The sequence below is a fragment of the Psychrobacter sp. P2G3 genome (assembly GCF_001593285.1).
Lineage (GTDB): Bacteria > Pseudomonadota > Gammaproteobacteria > Pseudomonadales > Moraxellaceae > Psychrobacter.
On record NZ_CP012529.1, the window covers coordinates 1,455,397 to 1,476,149 of the forward strand.

Consider the following 20,753-nt stretch of genomic DNA (forward strand, 5'->3'; position numbering starts at 1 on the left):
TATGCAAAATTAATGAACAGCATAAAAAAGCTGGCATTCCAAAGAATGCCAGCCATTAGAAGAATTTGCGTTAAATCTGGGAAGTAAGACCTAAAGCTTCAACTAAGCGCTTGTTGGGCTCAACTTTATTCATGCTATAAAAATGCATGGCAGGTACGCCCTCGCTGATTAAGCGCTCACACAGACGATAGACGACATCAAAGCCAAACTCGCGAATAGCTTTACGATCATCACCGAAATCAGTCAATCGCTTGCGCACGTAACGTGGAATATCAGCACCACAGCTATCAGCAAAGCGCATTAGGTTACTAGAGTTAGTAATAGGCATAATACCAGCCACCAATGGCTGTACTACTGTATCGATACCGCGCTTCTCTAAAGTATCACGCAGATACAAATAGCTATCAGCGTTATAAAAGAACTGGGTGATCGAAGCATTGGCGCCAGCTTGGTATTTATTGACCAAGTTGTCAATATCAAACTCAAAGCTACGTGCTTGTGGATGCATTTCAGGATACGCAGCCACTTCGATATGGAAGTGATCGCCTGAATGTTCACGAATAAACTTAACTAAGTCTAATGCAAACGGCAGCTCACCCATGCCGACCTGACCTGAGGGTAAATCACCACGCAGGGCTACCAAACGCTTGATACCTAAGCTCTTATAATGCGTTAAGAGTTCGGCTATTTCAGTCTTGTCATCGCCAATACAAGACATGTGCGGCGCAATATCTGTCTCACCGCGTGCACATAATGCTTGTACGATATCTAAGGTGCGGCTACGAGTTGAACCGCCAGCACCATACGTTACCGAAAAGTAGGTCGGTGATAGCTTATTCAACTCATCGTAAGTGCTAAGTAGCTTTTCGTGGCCTTGCTCGGTCTTAGCAGGGAAAAACTCAAAGGAGAAAGCAGGCTTACTCACAGGCTAGCTCCTTTTAGTATTTATAAGCGTCAGGCTTGAACGGACCTTCGACAGGCACACCCAAATACTCCGCTTGCTTTTCAGTCAGCTTGGTTAGCGTACCGTTAAAACCTGCAACCATCGCAGCAGCGACTTCTTCGTCGAGTTTTTTAGGCAATACTCTGACGTATAAGTTGTCAGTGCGCTCATCAACTGGCAAGTCAGCGAACTTTTCTTCGAACAGATACATTTGTGCCAATACTTGGTTGGCAAATGAGCCGTCCATCACACGTGATGGGTGACCGGTTGCGTTACCTAGGTTTACTAGACGACCTTCAGCAAGCAAAATCAAATAATCGTTTTCATCGTCTGAGCGGAAGATTTGATGCACTTGTGGCTTGATCTCAACCCAGCGCCAGTTGTCACGCATAAATTGCGTGTCGATTTCGGTGTCAAAGTGACCGATGTTGCAGACCACGGCGCCCGGCTTCAATGCGGCTAGCATGTGTCTATCACAAACATGGTAGTTGCCAGTAGTGGTGACAATCATGTCGGTATCTTCGAGCAAGCGCTTGTTGATATTTTCTGCGCCGCCAGTGTTATCGCCATTGATGTAAGGTGATAATACTTCAAAGCCATCCATACATGCCTGCATGGCACAGATAGGATCGACTTCTGAGACACGTACAATCATGCCTTCTTGACGTAGACTTTGCGTAGAGCCTTTACCCACATCACCATAACCAATAACTAGAGCGCGGCGACCAGCAAGGAACATGTCAGTAGCACGTTTGATGGCGTCATTTAAGCTATGACGGCAGCCGTATTTGTTGTCATTTTTAGATTTAGTAACCGCGTCGTTGACGTTGATCGCTGGTACTTTTAGCGTGCCTTTATTGAGCATCTCAACCAAGCGATGCACACCTGTAGTAGTCTCTTCTGAGATACCATGGATGCTATCAAGCATTTGGGCATAATCATTGTGAATCAACGCGGTTAAATCACCGCCATCATCCAAAATTAAGTTTGCATCCCAAAGCTGACCTGATTCTTCACCGCCAACATGGATTTGTTGACGTAAGCACCACTCATACTCTTCTTCGGTTTCGCCTTTCCAAGCATAAACAGAGATACCAGCAGCCGCAATAGCCGCAGCAGCATGATCTTGAGTTGAGAAGATGTTACATGAAGTCCAGCGTACTTCAGCACCTAACGCGACTAGTGTCTCGATAAGGACAGCAGTCTGGATGGTCATGTGAATACAGCCGGCGATTTTTGCGCCTTTGAGCGGTTGGTCAGCTTCATAGCGACGACGCAAACCCATTAGGGCAGGCATTTCGGCTTCAGCAAGGGAGATTTCACGGCGACCGTAGTCAGCTAAGCTGATGTCAGCAACTTTATAGTCAATAAAAGAGGGATTGATCGTATGGGCAGATGGTATGTTAGACACTGCGTCCATAATATGCTCCTATCAGTTAATAGATAAAAAGAATAAAAACGCAGGTGCCGTTGTTTGCGCTGTCAGTATCCAAAATGATGGACACTCAACAGTTAACCGAGCCTAACATAGTTTATGATTTGTATGGCTCTATAGCCTGAATACAAAGATCAATAATTATGGTGCAACACCTCTCGGAGGTCGTTATTGTAATAGATGAGTCTGCGATTGTCACCTACTGGATAACATAAATGTTAGGTAATAGAGGTATATATAGTTTTGCAGTTTTAATAGACGTAAAAAAGGCCATCGATTGATGACCTTTTCGTATTTAAACAAATACTGGCTTTTTATACCTTTAAATAAACTTAGAACCAGTTATAAGTTAGTGAGGTAAAGAAGTTAGTACCATCGGTATTATAACCTGGTATGGTCGTGTACTTCTCGTTAGTAATATTATTTAAACGCGCCGTCATAGATAGACTATCAGTTAATTGATAGTTACCACTGATATTGAACAGGCCATAATCCTCAACGAGTTGTGCATCAGTGTTGGCAACACCGCTATAATAATCGCCTACGTATTGATATTCAGCACGGATATCTACGCTTGGTAAACGATAGCCTAAGTAGACTAGACCTTTATGTTCAGGACGAATAGATAGAAAGTTGCCATCATTATTGCCGCCACTATTGTTTTTTGCTTCTTGATAGTCATAGCTACCACCGAACAGATAATTATCAATTACCCAATCTGAGGTTAGCGATAACCCTTTGATTTTAGCTTCATCAACATTTTCACTGCTGCCTGCCCACTGATCTTCAGGAGTAGGGTTAGCAACATAACCAATTAAGTCTTCAACTTTATTATGATAGCCAGTCAAACGCGTCGACTGCACATCATTATCGTATTCAATAAAGGCTTCATAATTATCGCTGGTTTCAGGTTTTAAGCTAGGATTACCTGAGCCAGGATAGTATAAATCATTGAAAGTTGGTGCACGAAAGCCTTTTGCATAATTGACACCAGTGCGTAAGTTAGGATTAATATGATAAGCACCGCCTAAATTATAAGTGGTTTCATTACCATATTGTGAGTCATCATCGAAACGTAAGTTAGCTTGCGCATCAAACTGATTATTAGCCAGAACATAACCTAAAAATGCACTGGTGACATCGCGATCATCAACATCATATTGAGTCGTATCGATACTTTGATTGAGATATTCTACACCGTAAATACCCTGACCAACTGGAAGCTTATGTTGACCCACTAGGCTAATTTGATCTTGTTTAGTATCATAAACACTGCTATAGGTTGGATTATCAGACTTATCTATAGAATGTCCATATTGTAGCTTTACAGAAGAACCTGGCATGTAACGCCAATCGACAAACGCTTGTGCTGCACCATTTTCTTGATCAGAATAAGTATCTTCTGCCGCGCCATTATCAAAGTCAGTGGTAGACTTGCTATATAAGGCGCTTGCACCTGCAAGCCATTGGTCATTAATGCGTTGAGTTAAGGCAAGGCTGACATTATTGCTTTCAAAGCCATCATCATCTTTATTGTAAGATGAGTACTCGTTACTAGGATCAGGTAAAGTCGCATTAAAGCCATCCGTCTCATTATGGCTTGCTGATAGGCTCAATGTCGTTCCCGTCTTATTAGCAAATTGTGCACTGGCACCATACAGATATTCGTCATGTGAGCCTGCCCCAACCGTTACCGAAAAATTGGTTCTGTCAACGTTTGCACCTTTTGTAAATACTTGAATGACACCACCCATAGCGTCTGAGCCATAGATACTAGAGCCTGATGCACCGTATAAAATCTCAATACGGTCGATTTGATCAGCAGGTAATAAGCTAAGGGTCGCGCCACCTGCACTAATTGAACTATAGCGTATACCATCGATTAAGACTAAGATTTGATTACTACCATACCCACGCATGTAGAAGTTTGAAGTGGTTCCAGGACCGCCATTAGTATAATGACTGATACCAGGCTGATGTTTGAGCACTTCAAGGGCGCTTTGACCCTGATAACGTTGTAGCTCTTCACTGTCAACCACACGAGTCTGGGCGATGGTGTTGCTGATTTTGGTAGGGGTGCGCGTAGCCGTCACAACGATTTCATCAAGCTCAACTTGTGGCAATCCGCTATCGTTGATTTCAGGTGTCGCTGCTATCGCTGTGTTGAATACAAGAAGACCAAGCGCGCTTAAAATGCTCAAACGAAGATAAGTAGTCGAAGTTGAACGTAAAAAAGTCATAATTAATCCAAAAGTTATCGAGCCAAAATTACCAAAAATGTCATAAGGTGACAGCTGTGCTCATTATCTATAAAAGTTACTGCTTTATAAACAACTTTAACCTAATGTTTCTTCACGGTAAGCTGAATGGATTTCATGATGAGCTGCTATTTATTCATCTAAAGATTATCACAATCAATTTGTGAGTCGTTTTATAAGGAATATTAGCAAAGTAGCGCCACGGAATAAGAAATAAATTACTAACGTAGGTTACGATAAAACGCGCAATCAAAAGTACTGATGTTGCAAATAATTGCTATCATAGTGGCAGGTTTTTTCTGTTTTTTGTTGTGCTATTCATAAATCTAAGAGGTTTGTTTTGTCTATTAAGTGTTATCTAAACTCTGCTACTGCATCAATCTCATTAAGCAAAACATCTTTAATGATAGTGTCACTTTTGATTGCTTTGATATTGAGTATGGTATTGCCGAATACCGCTATTGCTGCTGAAGCGGGAGCTGGTGCGCTTGGTGTAGGTGGTAGTAGTGAAGAGACTGTACGCGAACCGTTGCCAGATTCGTTTGGACGTGATACACCACGCCATACGGTACAAGGGTTTATCAGTGCGCTAGGTGAAAATGACTACTTACTAGCAAGCAACTATCTTAATTTATCCAAATCTGACAATCCAACGACAGCTGTGCGGGAGTTCAAACAGGCGCTTGACGCTGGTGGTCGCTTTCAGGCTGACTTGCAGCTCAATAATACGCCTGAGGGTAATTTAACTGACCAGCTGCCGCCAAGCCAAGAAAATGTAGGTAGTATTAATATTGGTGAAAAAAGTGTGCCGCTGTTGCTTGAGAGGGTCGTGTCCAAGCAAGGTGAGCAGTACTGGCAATTCTCCACTGATACGCTTAATTCAATACCAGAAGTTTTAGAAAATACCAATCCTACTTTAGTCTCGCGTTATACGATTGACTCGCTTGAAGGCAAAAAAATATTTGGCTATCAGCTGACGGATCTGGTCGCTGCACTAACTATGATTATCAGTAGCTTTGTACTGACTTATATCATGGTTTGGATACTGTATCATTTGCTAAAAATTGCCTACCCACGAGTACGCGATGTGCCACTGCCTGTGCCTGACAAGGTTATACTGCCACTGGCTGTCGTGATTATGGCACTCATCTTATCTGAAGTGATGGTTTATGCTGGCGTGTCAGTAACACTGCGTGAGCCAGTCAATCGTTTTACTGATATCGCTTCTTGGCTCGCTATAACTTGGTTACTACTACGAGTAATCGATGCGATTTTTACTCGTGCTGTCAACTTAAGCTATAAGAAAAACTATACTGAACGTGTCTCCATTTTGGGTCTACTGCGTAAAGTTGTCAAAGCGCTGTTATTAATATTCGCTGTTATTGTCATATTTGGTAATTTGGGCTTCGATTTGACGACTGGTATCGCTGCTTTAGGTGTGGGTGGTTTAGCCTTAGCGCTTGGTGCACAAAAGACGATTGAGAACCTTGTTGGTAGTGTCGTAGTGGTAGCAGATTCGCCAGTTCGGATAGGTGACTATTGCAAGTTTGGTACTTATGAAGGTACGGTAGTTGATATTGGTATTCGCTCATCACGTGTCCGTACGCTATCTCGTACAATTGTTACTGTACCGAATGGTGACTTCTCGTCTATGCAAATTGAGAACTTTACCTCTCGCGATATGTTCCGATTTTTTCATCAGTTATATCTAAAGCGTACTGCTGATATCGAAGTTGTCTTTAAAATGGTAAAAGACTTGGATGAATTTTTAAATGAGCATTACTTGACCAACCAAGAATGGAACCAAGTCAATATTTTAGAGCTGCGTCAAGATTGTTATGTCATTCAATTACAGGCCTACATCAATGCTAATGATGTAATGGAATTTTATGATAAGCAAAACGTAGTATTCGTTGATGTATTAACTCAAGTGAAAAAATATAAAGTCGAACACGCATTGCCAACGCAGCAATTGATCGTTAACCAAGCTGAGCTTGAACAGCATATGGAAAACGATATTGAAAATAGTGATGATGGAAAAAATAATAGTGAAAACAGCGATAGTCAAAATAATACAGCTGAACTATTAGCAGATTCAGAAAATGGAAGTAATACCAGTACGGATACGGATGGCAAGCAAGATAATGCTGTTGATTTAAACAAAGATGTCGACAGTACTAAAAAGGATAAAGCAGCTAATAAGAAACAAGAAAGAATTAGAAAGGCTGATGGAAAAAAATCCCATAAAGGGAGTAATTATGCTTTAGCAAAACGTAAGTTCAGGCACGCCAAAAAGAACTTCAGCCTTTCTATATGGAATCAGCCTTAGAGGGTCATTTAAGGAAGTCACTTAACGTTTTGTTAGTTATGCGTTTATAAAGGCACTGCAGTTTTCTTACGTAAGAGGCCGTAGTGCGCCCATAGTAGTAAACTTGCGGCGCTAAGATGCGGTGACCATACTTCGATCAGAATTTTCAATTGTTTTGGGGTTGGACGTTCTGTGAGATCTAACAACTGCATTGCTGCAACTTTAATCGCCAAATCATCGACTGCAAGCACATCTGCTCGTTTCAAAGAAAACAATAAATACATCTCAGCAGTCCAACGTCCGATGCCCGTAACAGCGGTTAAGGTTTTAGTCACGTCCTCATTCGTCATAGTTTCCAATGCTACAAAATCTATATCATGATCTACTAAAGATCGAGTATAACGAATTTTCTGTTTAGATAAACCTTGTGTCCGTAAGGTCTCGTCTGTTGCCTCAGTAATCGCTTGTGGATTGGTCAAATCAGCATCAACCAAGCGTTGCCAAATACTTGCAGCAGCTGCCACAGATAACTGTTGACCGACCATCGCTCTCATCAATTGTTTAAACCCACCTGCATTGTGCCTAAGGCTAGGCACACCAACTTGCTCATAGACAAGCGCAAATCTTGGTTCAATGGCAATTAATTTAATGATGTGTTCTTCTAGCTCTTGAGGGCTCTCAATAATCTGTGTGCTCATAATGGATTCACTCTAATAAAAAACGTGCCTAAAAATAGTCTAGATGTTTATCTAAAGCTTGCTGTTAAAGAAATATAGGATTTATTTATACAAAAAAGGACTGCCATTTGCAGTCCTTTTCATCTCTTTTACTGATCTAACACTAAAAGCTATTCGCCATCTGTTTTAGATTTTTTGAGTAGTACCAGTACTGCACCGTTACCGCCATCTTTTGGCGGGGCAGAGCAAAAAGCTAATACTTCTGGTAACTGACGTAGCCAACCATTTACACAGGTTTTCAGAATAGCTTCGCTACCTTTGCCATGGACAATTTTTACCATAGTCTCATTGTTCTGCTTGGCTTGGCTTAGCAATTGAGTCATAGCAACACGTGCTTCCTCAATAGTACAGCCATGAATATCTACGGCGTCATACCAACGTAGCTTGCCTTGTTTCAGCTGAGTAAAGATCTTATTTTGCAGCGTAGGCTGTTTATATGATAAGTAAGCTTCAGCTGCCACAGGGTTAAGTAGCGCTTGCATATCTGATAAACCTGCATCCAAATCGCTACTTTCACCACCTTGAGCAGCTGCACGTTTTGAGAGAGTAGCTGCATCAGGTTTGCGTGCTTTTGATGCGTTGGCTGGTGAACGAACGTTCTTATCATCAAGTTGATTTACGCCGTGCATCGCTTGCATAAACAGAACTTTATCATCATCGATATGTTCACTGTCTAACTGTTTGACTGTTTTCTTTACTTGCTTTTGGGTTAGCAATGAAACAGGTTCTGTTGGCTTTTGATCTACGCCATCAGGTGAAGTAGTATCATGACCTTTGCTCAGTTGCCCTTTGAGCTCTTTGAGCTGATCTTGCATTTCTTTTGAAAATAGAGAGTTTGCCATAAAAGTTAACGTATCGTTGGTTAATGAATGAGTGATTTGTTTATTAGCCCTTTAAAAGCTATCTAATCTTAAATTAAGCTATTTCAGTTACTTTACTCGTCTGCTGCGACGCCCGCAAGTAAGGATTGTAACGCTTGTCCAGGGTGATCGGTCTTCATGAACTGCTCACCAATTAAAAAATGCTGAATATCGTGGTCTAACATCAAACGAATATCATCGCTACTATGAATACCACTTTCGGTAACGATAAGTGGTTTCTGCGCTGTACTATCAGCGTCAGTAGCCAAAGCTTCGATTAAAATATTTTTTAAATCGAGAGTAGTTTGCAAATTGACATCGAAAGTATTTAAATCACGATTATTAATGCCGTAAATATTGTGCTCTGAACGTGGCAGCTGGAGTGCGCGCTCAAGCTCAGCTTTGGTATGTACTTCAATCAATACATCCATACCTAATTCGATACTCAGCGCATGTAGCTCTTGTAACTGGGTATCGTCAAGGCAAGCCATGATTAACAGAACACAATCTGCACCCATCAAATAAGATTGATAAATTTGATAAACATCAATCATAAAATCTTTGCGCAATATAGGCAGGCTTGTAGCGTTAGAAGCTTGGATAAGATAGCTGTCATCACCCTGAAAATAATCACGATCAGTCAATACAGATAAGCAACTGGCACCAGCTTGCTCATATTGCTGAGCAAACAAAGCGGGCGCAAAGTTATGATTAATGATGCCCTTAGATGGTGATGCTTTTTTAATTTCAGCGATGATGCCGATACCGTTGTTTTTGTTACTGGCAGCTCGTAGGGCTGCTGCAAAGCCACGGCGTGATTTATTATCAGCGGCTACTTTTGCTTGGAGATTTTCAAGAGATAGCGCCTCACGAGCCGCTTTTACCTCGATCTGCTTAGTCGCGACAATACGCTGTAACACTGAGGGAATATCTGTATTGGTTGTGGTCATACTGTTATCCGAATATCGTTGAATGTAAATACACAGTGATTGCTAGGTTTGTATCTTTTAACAATGTTGTATAAGTTAAGCATTAGCTATTAGCTGCTGTGTATACTTGGCTAATGATTCAAGCTTAGTCAAAGCATCGCCATTTTGAATAACTTTTTGCGCTCGGCTCACACCATTCGAGTAGTTGCTGGCAAGTCCTGCGGTGTATATCGCCGCTCCTGCATTTAGTGCAATCATATCACGCGCTTTGAGCACAGCACGATCATGGGTGTCCTCACCCGATAAAGCAGCGCGTATCAGCTCAAGACTTTGCTCAGGAGAGTCGACATCGAGACCGATAAGGGTTTGTGATTCGATGCCAGCATCTTCTGGCATCATCTCATAGACTGATATTTCACCGTCTTTTAACTCAGCGACCGTGGTCGAAGTTGCAAGGCTGATTTCATCCAAACCGTCTTTTGCGCCGACAACCATGACATGACGTGCGCCTAAATTTTTCATGACTTTAGCGATAGGCTCACACAGCTGGGCAGTAAATACACCAATGACTAAATTAGGTGTCCCAGCTGGGTTGGTCAAAGGCCCTAAGATGTTAAAAATGGTCCGTGCTTTAAGCTCACGGCGTACCGGATTGGCATAACGCATGGCACTATGGTGGTTGGGTGCAAATAAAAAGCCTATACCTTCATTTTCGATACAGTTTTTCGCTTGTTCAGGCGTAAGTGCCAAACTGATACCCGCTTGCTCAAGTAAGTCGGAACTACCAGACTTAGTCGATACTCCGCGGTTGCCATGCTTAGCAACTTGCGCACCAGCTGCAGCGACAACGAAGGCTGACGCAGTAGATACGTTGAATAAATTAGCGCCATCGCCGCCTGTGCCGACGATATCAACTAAATAATCACAGTTCTTTGGTGCAATATTGGCAGCCAACGCGCGCATGGCACTAGCCGACGCAGTAATTTCATCAATTGATTCACCTTTCATACGCAGACCAGCCAAAATAGCACCCATCATGGCATTGCTACATCTGCCCTGCATAATAATGAGCATGACTTGATACATCTCGTCGAAAGTTAAATCAATATGTTGAAAAATTCTACCCAAGGCAGTGGTCAATAACTGATGAACGCCTTCATCAGAAAGCTGAGCAATATCATCTGGTATATGAGCAGCTGGTTTATAGTTTTCCTGTAAATTAGCAGTGGTCATTAAGGTCTCACTTCTTATTATTTTTTACATTGGTTTTAATTAGATGTTTGGATTGGTTTTGTCGGTTTAGACTTTAAATCCAGTTTTAATAGTCAGCTAGCCCACTTGCGGCAACTCATCTGCAGATAATACTGCCAGATTATGGGTCCGCAAAAAATTATTAAGCAGCTGATATCCTGCTTCACTTAAGATGGATTCGGGATGGAATTGAACACCTTCGATTGCGAAAACTTTATGACGTATGCCCATAATCTCTTCAATGCTACCATCCTTGTTTTGTGTCCACGCAGTCATCTCTAAACAATCCGGTAAGCTAGTTTTATCAATCACGAGGGAATGATAACGCGTCACTTGTGATGGGTTAGGTAGGTCGGTAAAAACGCCTTGACCAGTATGATAAACAGCTGATAAGCGTCCGTGCATGACTTCACCGGCTTTGACCACTTGTCCGCCAAATGCTTGCCCAATCGCTTGATGACCCAAGCATATCCCCAAGATAGGGACAACGCCTTTAAAGGTATCAATCACTTCTAAGGAAATACCCGCACGATCTGGATCACAAGGGCCAGGGCCAATGACGATGACATCGGGAGCAAGGGTTTTAATCTGTTCGATTGTGACTTGATCGTTACGCCAGACGGTGATGTCCTGCTGTAATTCACCGAAGTACTGTACAATATTGTACGTAAAGCTGTCGTAGTTATCGATCATCAGAATCATTATGCTCTCAATCTATTGGTATGGTTATAATTTATAAACGCTCTACTATTATGCTCGTATTTATCAGGCAAAATTTTATAGAAGCTTGATATCTTACCACTATTTTAGTGGGTATCAAACGGGACACCTATCTATCCAGCTGTTCTTAGAGGTTTTATTTTTTATTACAAGCGTATTTTACTAAATACTAACCTTATTGTAGAAAAATAAAGATTTTTTGCGCACCAATTTAAACCAAAAAAATACTTGAGCACTAATTTAGTGCATTTTTCATATCATTAACGCCTATTATTGTGCAGGTGATAGAGTTGGCATATATATAGTTTTGATGCTGAATTTAGACTTATCCTATACCTACCATGGTTTATCATACAAAATTAACTTTAGGTCGTGATTGCTAAATAAATTTGGCATAGGGTTTGCACCCTTATATTACAATTAGGATGCTAATATAAATTCATCTCGTACCATTCATTATTATAAGTTTAAGGTTAAAATCTAGCAGATGAGTTGGTTGAGATGTTATAACTGTTCAGCATTATTGATCAGATATTGCTAAAATAGCGCCAGCATCGTGTAAGCTTATAAGCGGTAGAGGAAAGTGATTGATCGATATCACAATCATGAGTCTGAGCTAATACCTAAATATAACAGTGAGCACAGCTCTTTAAAACGTAACAACATGATAACCACAAGGGAGACTATTCATGTCTAATAAATTATTGGATCTTATCAAATCATCTAGTGCAAAATGGGTTGATTTTCGCTTTACCGATACTCGTGGTAAAGAACAACATATCAGCTTTCCAGCTTCTACTATCGACGAAGAAGTAATGGAAGATGGCAAGATGTTTGATGGCTCATCTATCGCTGGTTGGAAGGGTATTGAAGCTTCAGATATGATTTTGCGTCCTGATCCAGATACTGCTTTTCTTGACCCTTTCTTTGATGCAGTCACCGTTGTAGTCACGTGCGATATCATTGAGCCAACGACTTTGCAAGGCTATGACCGCGACCCGCGTTCTATCGCTCGCCGTGCTGAAGAATACTTAAAATCGACTGGTATTGGTGATACTGCATACTTTGGTCCTGAGCCTGAGTTTTTTGTATTTGATGAAGTAAAATGGTCGATTGAGATGTCAGGCGTCAGCCATAAGATCGTTGCTGAAGAAGCAGCATGGTCGACTAACAACGATTATGAGTGGGGTAACATGGGACACCGTCCACGTGTTAAGGGCGCTTATTTCCCAGTACCACCAATCGATAGCTCACAGGACATGCGTTCTGTCATGTGTGAGCGTCTAGAAGAAATCATCGGTGAAGGCTGTATCGAAGTCCATCATCATGAAGTTGCGCCTTGTCAGTCAGAGATTGGTGTCGCATTCAACACTTTAGTACGTAAAGCTGACGAAGTGCAGCAGTTAAAGTACGTCGTTCATAACGTTGCCCATCAGTTTGGCAAAACGGCAACTTTCATGCCAAAACCTGTGGTCGGTGATAACGGCTCTGGTATGCATGTACATATGTCTATCTCAAAAGACGGTGTAAACACTTTCTCTGGTGATGAATATGCTGGTCTGTCTGAGACAGCACTATATTTCATTGGGGGCATCATTCATCATGCCCGCGCTCTGAATGCTATTACCAACCCTTCGACTAACAGTTATAAACGCCTAGTGCCACATTATGAAGCGCCTATCAAACTGGCATATTCTGCTTCTAACCGCTCAGCGTCTATCCGCATTCCACATGTTAGTAGTCCAAAAGCCGTTCGTGTTGAAGCACGCTTCCCTGATCCAGCAGCCAACCCGTACTTAACTTTTGCAGCGCTACTGATGGCTGGCCTTGATGGTATTCAAAATAAGATGCACCCAGGTGATGCCGCTGATAAAAACTTGTATGATTTGCCTCCAGAAGAAGAAGCGCAAATCCCAACGGTTGCTGAAAGCTTAGAGGTCGCGCTACAAGCGTTACGTGATGATCATGAGTTTTTATTAAAAGGTGATGTATTCACTGAAGAGATGCTAGAAGCATTTATCGCGCTAAAAGAAGAAGAAGTACAGCGTGTCAATGTTACTGTGCATCCAGTTGAATTTGATTTATATTACAGCTGCTAGTTAACAGTTAAAGCGCTCAGATAATTTGAGTAATAAAAGCCAGCTAAGTAAATCTTAGCTGGTTTTTTCTTTTTTAAAAGAACTTGTAAAACTAAATAATAAGCTTCCTAAAAATCACTACTGATTTAGCGTTAAAAATCCCGCATAATAGTGTTAATCATATATTAATAATAAGCACTTATTAGGTTGGCTGACTATGTATACGCATTCGAAAAATAAAATGAAAAAACAAGACAGTTCACAGTTTAGAAATATCAAGCTAACTGGGTTGTTAGCAGGTGTGTTCATTGGTACAGTCAGCCTTTATGCACCGATGATTAATGCCGCGCCCATCTATAAAGTGGTAGATGAAAAAACTGGACACGTAACTTTTACTGATCGTCCGCAAAGCTATGAAAATCAGGCCAATAAACAAGTCAGCCAAACCGATGTTGTTACTAATGTTACTGCTAATAATACTGCTAACGATAATAATGTTAGTAACAGCTTAGGTGCTGGTTCTAATGGCAGAGCTAACACATCATCTCAAACGACAAATTCTCCAGCAGTCTCACAACAGACTGCATCTCCTGCTACCAAATCTGCACGAGTGAGATATCAGCTGACCATGATAGAGCCGAGCGAAGCACGTGCTTATCGCCGTCCTGCACAGAGTATCGATGTCAAACTACAACTAAAGCCTGTGCTACAAGCTGGCGATCAAGTAATAATTTATCTTGATGATAATGAAGTGGCGCAAGGCCTGAGTGCATCTATCGCAACGGTAGATATTTTACCGGGTACGCATAGTATTCGAGCCGTTATCAAAAATGAAGCAGGGCAAACGCTTAGCCAAATTGAACGTACTATTTACGTAATACAAAATACGGTAATCTTGCAGAATAAAAAGAAAATTGCCGCGCAAATGCTTGCTTATCAGCGTCTACCATGGCATCAAAAAGTAATGTTAAAATTGCGTCAAAAGGAAATCAATCTGCAAAAAGCACAGAACAGCCAACCTATAACTAACGATACTTTTACTAAGATATCTGGGCAATAGCTAGGTAAAGTAGCCAAATAAAACATCAGTGCTCAAGGGTTTATCAGTGCTGAAAGGTTTAATGATAAATATAGTTTAACAATTTTTATAAAGGGGCAATCACTATCAATAGTGATTGCCCCTTATTTTTGCTTGGAAAATACTGTAATCAAACCAAACTTTAATTAGCTGATGTTTTGCCCACTTAGTTCAATTATTTGGTAAGCTCAATTGTACCGTTAGCGGTGACCGATATTGTACTGTTACCAGACTCAAAGCTCTGACTCGGAACTGATGCATCTGCTGCCTCAGCTTTCATATTCATGCTGCTATACATTGGACGAGGATAGTTGCTACCAGTGTTTAAGCTAACATTCACTACACGATAGCCATGAGCATCCCAAGCGCGTGTTAGATTTTTAGCTTGCTTTTGAAAAGAACGAGAAGCATCAGTCATTAACTTTTGCTCTAGCGCGTCTTTTTTATCATCTGAGACCCCAAAATTTAGATTATCCATCACTAAGGTCTCTTGCAAATCAGCAATAAGCTGGCTAGTCGCTGCAAAATCTGTGCTTTTAAGATCTATATTTGCCTGTCCTGTCCAGCCAATAATTTTGTCGTTTTTATCGTAGCGTGGATAAGTGCGTTGCTGGCCGGTGCTGACTGTCACACTAGGGTAGCGTTTAGCAATTTTCATAGCGTTATTGATTGAAGTGTTGAGAGTCGTGGCCAGTGCTTTAGCATTCGTAGCTTGAGCTTTTTTATACATGCTGGCACGCACTTCATCATTTTGGACTTCTTCTTTAACTTCCGTTTGGAAGCTAAGTTGATCATAACCAGTTGGTTCTGCATGCGCACTGCCCATCATAGCGGTTAGTAGGCAAGCGGTACCAGTAGTAAGAGCTACTTTATTAAGTAAAGTGCTTCTCATAATTATCTCCTAAGTAAAATTAATAATATTGACACAGATCATGTTCAAATAGGAATTGCGATCTATATTAGAAGCTATAGGCATTCATTTTATTTTGTTAGGAATTAGCTTCACTAATTAAAATAGCAAAATTTAGACGAGTCCTTGTGAGAATTTTGTCACTAAATATCGCAATTGTTTGCTATGGTAATTAAACAGTTTTGAGATAGGGGTTGTAATACTGAAAAATTCTTGTATAATCTGCAACTGGTGGCTCCATTGGTAGCCTCGCAACATTGTTCTATGAATCCCGCCAGGACCGGAAGGTAGCAACGGTAATAGTTATGATGTGTGCCGAGGATGTGCTTTTGGAGTCGCTTTTTTTTGCTTAAAATTTGATAACTGCTTCGATAAACCATTTAAAAAGTTTATATGATGTACTAAGCCCTTCATTGCAAAGGGCTTTTTTTGTGCCTGCATTTCGTCTGATTCTGGCGTTTCATTGATTAAGATAGGTTAAAATAATATGTATTAAATTTTATCAACGCTGATATTAATACTGAAAGATTTGAGGCTCATTTATGAAAATATTCGTTTGGCTATTTATTATTATTGTGGTGCTAGTCGTTGTTTTTGGTGTATCGATATTTAACAAGTTGGTACGGGCGCGCAACCAAGCGAAGAATGGCTTTGCACAGATAGATGTGCAGCTAAAGCGCCGTCATGATTTGATTCCAAACTTGGTAGAGACTGCTAAGCGTTATTTAACCCACGAAGAAGAGACACTCAGCCGCGTGATTAGCGCACGTAACCATGCCCAAAGCTTGCAAGACTCTAATAAGCATCAACCAGACTCACTTGAGCATATGGCATTATTTGCTAAAGCAGAAGGTATGCTTTCCAAAGCATTGGGGCAATTCTCAGCTGTCGTGGAAGCGTATCCGGAATTAAAAGCGGACAGTATGATTAAAGAGTTGATGGATGAGCTCACCAATACAGAGAACCGTATTGGCTTTGCGCGTCAGCATTATAACGATAGCGTGATGTTCTACAACAATGACCGCGAAGTGTTTCCAAACAATCTTGTCAGCAGCACCTTTGGATTTCGTCCACTTAGTCCTTTAGTGTTTGAAGACAGAAAGGCCATTGCTCAAGCACCTGTCGTCAATATGGGCTGATGTTTCATTATATTCAGATGCGTTTAGCTATCTTTAAGTCAGGCATATAGATGGATTTTTTTGGTGAACAGCGGACACGTACTCAGCGCAGCCTGTTGCTCTACGGGCTGTTTTTTCTCATAGTATTTGCACATATAGCAGTGGCGCTTGGGGTAATGACGCTGCTGCTTACCCTATTTACTGGTGGTGTGTACTATTGGGCACTGGTACTAGTCATTGTTTGGACGTTGGCTAGCTTTATTGGTGGTAGCTTTTTAGAGTACTGTCGTTTAAAGGCTGGTGGCCGTGCTATTGCCCAGCGCGTGGGTGCGGTGCGTTTGTTTATTGATAATAGTCAGAACACTTGGGAACATAGCAGCGGGGTCGCCCATCAGCATGAGACGGTTGCCAAGGTTCGCTTTAGTGACCGTCATATAGCGGTACGTGATGAGCGTGATTTTCCGCCTGTTTATCGGCGTTATTATGAGATTGCCCAGCAGTTGGCTATTGCTTCCGGTCTAAGTATGCCGATTCTCTATGTGCTGCCTGATGAGCAAGGCATCAATGGTTTCGTTGCGGGTCGCCATAGTCAGGATATGGTGTTAGTCGTCACCCAAGGTGCGCTAGATAAACTGTCTGATGATGGGCTATACGGGCTTATAGGGCATGAATATGGTCATATCTTGCATGGCGATGCGACGTTCAATTTGCAGCTGATGGTAGTATTAGCAGGTTTGCAGATAGTCTATGACTGGAGTGATCCTATCAGTAATAACGCCTCTAGTTATAGTCGGCAAGGCAGTTATTTCGATAGCTCGATTAATAGCTCTTTTAATAGTGCTGTTAATCGAGACATGCCTTTGCCACAAAGCGCAATCGATAGTCGTGCGCGCAGCACTGAAGCGCAGACAGAAAGCTTTACTACCCATAGCGATTGGGTATCTTACTGGCAAACCCAATCGAACAGTCATCAGTCATCAGCAAAAAGTCAGTCTAGATGGCTACAAAATAGACCTGTGATTAATCGGCAAGCACCGCGCAGTGTTTGGACATTGTTGTTACATGGGTTGAGTTTTTCGAGTATGGCAAGTGCGCAGCTGATTAAGCATAGCTTTAACCGTCAGCGTGAATTGCTCGCTGATGCGACCAGCGTGCAGCTGACACGCTCGCCTGCAATTATCGAAACTTTAAAAGCCATTCATCAAGATTCACTTGGTTCACGCTTATCAAATATCGCTGATATCAATGGGCTGAGTCACTTCTTTTTTGCTAGCAGTGGGGCGGATCTGGGGGATGTCTCATGGTTTGCTACGCATCCTAACTTAGCTGAACGCATGAGTGCCATTAATGCTAATGCTTATCATGACTTTGCCGTTCAGGTCGCAAGAGAGAAGCGCATAAATCAACAAAAGATAAAAGAGATATATGAACAGCGTCGTCTTGGAGACTGGAGTGAAACAAAAAATAGCCTAAGTGAAGAACCTCAAGCAATCCTTAATAAGCCTTCTCCATTACTGTCTGATACTCAGCAATTTGACAAAGCATCCAATAAGTCTGCTACTGTTTCTAGTAATAATGTTAATAGTAAAATTAATAACGAGATTGATGCAGATGCAGGACTCGAATTTACGGTAGAGGCAGATGTCGTTATTGATGGACGCTTGCAGGTACTGGCAGAAGATATTGGTACTTATCATCTGTTAAAACCATGGATGGCAAAACCTGACAGCGATTTGCCATCAGCAGCTTTGATTAGTATTGACGATATAAACAAAGTCACGCTACCACAGCATGTGCTCAATCACAGTCATCACCCACTAGGAGCGCAGGCATTAATAGAAGCCATCATGCTATGCCATCAAGGACAGACAATATCTACGACTGGCATGTATGATTTAAAAGATATTTGGATTGGGCTTCCAAACGATAGTGTGTCTGCTGCTGACACCGATGCTAATACTAATATTAATACTTTCAGTGACCCTCAAATTTTAGCGCATACGCTAGACCATAAATTATTAAAAATAGTGGCGAGTTTTGACCGGCGTTTAGACAGCGCTTTGATTACATTCGCTGTGAAGCAAATCAGTCAGCATAACTTATCAGAAAGCACTATTGATCAATTACGTCTCAAAAGTGAATGCAGTCATAGTAACCAAGCCCATCAACACTATGTAAAGCAGCAAAAATGCCGTACGATGCTGTTGCGCTATCAACAAGGCATGCTTGAGCTGTTTGGAAAACAGCTATCAGCTGATCTGACCAAAAGTTTTTCTGATAACCTATCAGATGAAAAAAATTTAACAGGTGATGCACAGTCAGTACCGACTCCTTTGAATAATGCGACAATATCAACTCCAGCGCAGCAAGCTTCACCAATTCTATCGTTATGGCAAGCGCTGCATTTACAGCAATTACTGCCGATATTTTCCGAACTTTTAAACGATAGTGATGTAAATACACAGAGTGAATGGCAACTGTTATTACGGAGGGGCATGAGTGATATATGTGCTCAGATTGACCCTTCTGGACAGGTGTTTAACGGCCTTAATGTGGCTAAGAGAGCTATAGTGACGTTGCTTGCATACCGGCTATCGAAAGATGTCAAAGGTCAAATGATATCGACATTAGATAGCTCAGTATATATTTCAGGGCTCGGCTATAATAATGACAGTGTTGCGCACTATATTGTAGATTTACATCGCCATGCGCGCTTGATTGATGTTGATTTAACCGCGGTCAGTGATGCAAATTTGCAGTGGTTATTACTAACCGCTCAAAGTCTAAATAGCGTTCAGCTATTGGCTATTTTTAATGCTGTGCCTGCCCATCCTGCATCTACTTCTATTGAATCTACAATAGAGACTCAGAGGAAAGAGAATTATCCAGAGAGACAACAAGAAAGCAGTCAAATAGACTATAATGAATATCGGCAATGGCTGAGTACATTGCATACGGTGATGTTACACGATACGATAATCAGTCAAGATGAGTATGATTGCTTGATGGTACTCGCAGAGCAATGGTTAGGCGTTCGCGAGCTGTTTTGAATGCAGCTTGGCTGACGCCTCAGAAACTATTAAAAACTGTGATGAGTACTTTAGTTAAGCTGTCAAACTGATCAGCCCATCTGTAAATGATTCAAACAAAATAAGTAGGATAATAGAGACACATGAGTGATATCCAAGAACCGCTAATTGTATTGCAGCGCCGCATGCAGCAACGCCAAATTCTAGCGATGATGGGTATCAATCAGTGGGTGCAGCCGAATTCAGAAACCCTAAATATTGCAGATATTTCTGCGCCTGTTTTACCTGACCCTACTATAATTAATAGCGCCATTCAGTCTACTTCTGCCGATACAACTATTCAACAGCCAAGCATTAGCCGTCCAAATATAGAACATCCAAGTATTGACGCTGCAAACGTTGATCATTCAAATATAGAGTCTGCGGAATCTATATCAGGCATAGTAGATGATGAATCTATTAACCATTATCATGATGACGTTAATGAGCCAAATTTAAGCTATCCTGACGAACAAAGCCCCGTTACCTATAGTTTTGACACGACTGTCCCTGATACCTCTAAGACAGTCATTACATCCCTTGTAGATTCTGTCGTTCAGCAAGCCGCTATTGCTGACACAAATAGCGCTGAGAATTTTAAGGAAGATAGTTTTAAAGAGGACAGCTTTAAAAAAGTAGTGCCATTTGATTTACAAGGTGGTCGCTATGGCGATTGGGTGGTTTTGGTTGATATCCAAGCACTTAATAACGACAGTCAAAAACTGTGGCAAAATATCACGCAAGCGTTGTCAATCACCTGTGAGACAACATCATTTCCTATCTGCGAGGGGATGGATACGGCTGAGCTTGCCAATGCTAGCCTTGCTGGATATGTGTTTAAAATTGGACGCAGCGAAGAGATAAAAGTTGCTGCATTAACTGCGTTGCCTGATAGCCTTGCGCATCCTACTCTGACTACTGTGCCTACATTGGATGAGATGCTTGCTGATAGTAGCCTTAAGCGTCAGCTTTGGGAGCAGTTGTCGAGACAGAGTTAAAGACTTACAGTCTGCTGCAATAGCTATTGAACATAGTGATTAAGAATAAAAATAGAGACAAG

General features: G+C 41.5%; 15 protein-coding genes and 1 other RNA gene. 7 read left to right on the forward strand and 9 right to left on the reverse strand.

Annotated features, from left to right (window positions below):
- Window positions 1–70: 70 nt before the first annotated feature.
- The 3 genes from AK823_RS06105 to AK823_RS06115 all read right to left on the reverse strand — a co-directional run bounded on the left by AK823_RS06105 (window position 71) and on the right by AK823_RS06115 (window position 4,618).
- Window positions 71–925, reverse strand: a complete 855-nt coding sequence (locus AK823_RS06105; RefSeq protein ID WP_068035478.1) for a methylenetetrahydrofolate reductase — start codon at window positions 923–925, stop codon at window positions 71–73.
- A gap of 13 nt (window positions 926–938) precedes the next feature.
- On the reverse strand, window positions 939–2,363 hold the full coding sequence (ahcY, locus tag AK823_RS06110) for an adenosylhomocysteinase (RefSeq protein ID WP_068327321.1): 1,425 nt from the start codon (window positions 2,361–2,363) through the stop codon (window positions 939–941).
- Between the two features lie 347 nt (window positions 2,364–2,710).
- Window positions 2,711–4,618, reverse strand: a complete 1,908-nt coding sequence (locus AK823_RS06115) for a TonB-dependent receptor (RefSeq protein WP_068327324.1) — start codon at window positions 4,616–4,618, stop codon at window positions 2,711–2,713.
- A gap of 421 nt (window positions 4,619–5,039) precedes the next feature.
- On the opposite strand from AK823_RS06115, the gene AK823_RS06120 reads away from it, so the two are divergent.
- Entirely contained in the window at window positions 5,040–6,965 is a 1,926-nt protein-coding gene (locus tag AK823_RS06120; protein WP_149031847.1) for a mechanosensitive ion channel family protein, read from the forward strand.
- Window positions 6,966–7,009: 44 nt separating this feature from the next.
- On the opposite strand, the gene AK823_RS06125 is transcribed toward AK823_RS06120, so the two are convergent.
- From AK823_RS06125 to AK823_RS06145, 5 genes are all read right to left on the reverse strand, one after another.
- A complete protein-coding gene (locus AK823_RS06125) occupies window positions 7,010–7,642 on the reverse strand; it encodes a DNA-3-methyladenine glycosylase (protein WP_068035487.1) in 633 nt (210 codons plus the stop codon).
- A 149-nt stretch (window positions 7,643–7,791) separates the two neighbouring features.
- Window positions 7,792–8,523, reverse strand: a complete 732-nt coding sequence (locus tag AK823_RS06130) for a Smr/MutS family protein (protein WP_068327330.1) — start codon at window positions 8,521–8,523, stop codon at window positions 7,792–7,794.
- Between the two features lie 92 nt (window positions 8,524–8,615).
- Complete coding sequence (gene trpC / locus AK823_RS06135; RefSeq protein WP_068327333.1) at window positions 8,616–9,491, reverse strand: indole-3-glycerol phosphate synthase TrpC; 876 nt, start codon at window positions 9,489–9,491, stop codon at window positions 8,616–8,618.
- A 75-nt stretch (window positions 9,492–9,566) separates the two neighbouring features.
- The gene (trpD, locus tag AK823_RS06140; RefSeq protein WP_068327335.1) at window positions 9,567–10,703 is read right to left on the reverse strand and encodes an anthranilate phosphoribosyltransferase; all 1,137 of its coding nucleotides are present in this window, start codon (window positions 10,701–10,703) and stop codon (window positions 9,567–9,569) included.
- A gap of 96 nt (window positions 10,704–10,799) precedes the next feature.
- On the reverse strand, window positions 10,800–11,423 hold the full coding sequence (locus AK823_RS06145; protein WP_068035495.1) for an aminodeoxychorismate/anthranilate synthase component II: 624 nt from the start codon (window positions 11,421–11,423) through the stop codon (window positions 10,800–10,802).
- A 707-nt stretch (window positions 11,424–12,130) separates the two neighbouring features.
- On the opposite strand from AK823_RS06145, the gene glnA reads away from it, so the two are divergent.
- On the forward strand, window positions 12,131–13,540 hold the full coding sequence (glnA, locus tag AK823_RS06150) for a type I glutamate--ammonia ligase (RefSeq protein ID WP_068035497.1): 1,410 nt from the start codon (window positions 12,131–12,133) through the stop codon (window positions 13,538–13,540).
- Between the two features lie 196 nt (window positions 13,541–13,736).
- Window positions 13,737–14,579, forward strand: coding sequence for a DUF4124 domain-containing protein (locus AK823_RS06155; RefSeq protein ID WP_228138922.1), 843 nt, complete (start codon window positions 13,737–13,739; stop codon window positions 14,577–14,579).
- A gap of 193 nt (window positions 14,580–14,772) precedes the next feature.
- On the opposite strand, the gene AK823_RS06160 is transcribed toward AK823_RS06155, so the two are convergent.
- Complete coding sequence (locus AK823_RS06160) at window positions 14,773–15,489, reverse strand: SIMPL domain-containing protein (protein WP_068327338.1); 717 nt, start codon at window positions 15,487–15,489, stop codon at window positions 14,773–14,775.
- Window positions 15,490–15,745: 256 nt separating this feature from the next.
- On the opposite strand from AK823_RS06160, the gene ffs reads away from it, so the two are divergent.
- The 4 genes from ffs (at window position 15,746) to AK823_RS06180 (ending at window position 20,691) form a co-directional block, all read left to right on the forward strand.
- Window positions 15,746–15,842, forward strand: an RNA gene (gene ffs / locus AK823_RS06165) — signal recognition particle sRNA small type.
- Window positions 15,843–16,049: 207 nt separating this feature from the next.
- Complete coding sequence (locus AK823_RS06170) at window positions 16,050–16,646, forward strand: LemA family protein (RefSeq protein ID WP_068327341.1); 597 nt, start codon at window positions 16,050–16,052, stop codon at window positions 16,644–16,646.
- Between the two features lie 50 nt (window positions 16,647–16,696).
- Window positions 16,697–19,675, forward strand: coding sequence for a M48 family metalloprotease (locus AK823_RS06175; protein ID WP_068327344.1), 2,979 nt, complete (start codon window positions 16,697–16,699; stop codon window positions 19,673–19,675).
- A 122-nt stretch (window positions 19,676–19,797) separates the two neighbouring features.
- Complete coding sequence (locus tag AK823_RS06180; protein WP_068327347.1) at window positions 19,798–20,691, forward strand: hypothetical protein; 894 nt, start codon at window positions 19,798–19,800, stop codon at window positions 20,689–20,691.
- Window positions 20,692–20,753 lie beyond the last annotated feature (62 nt).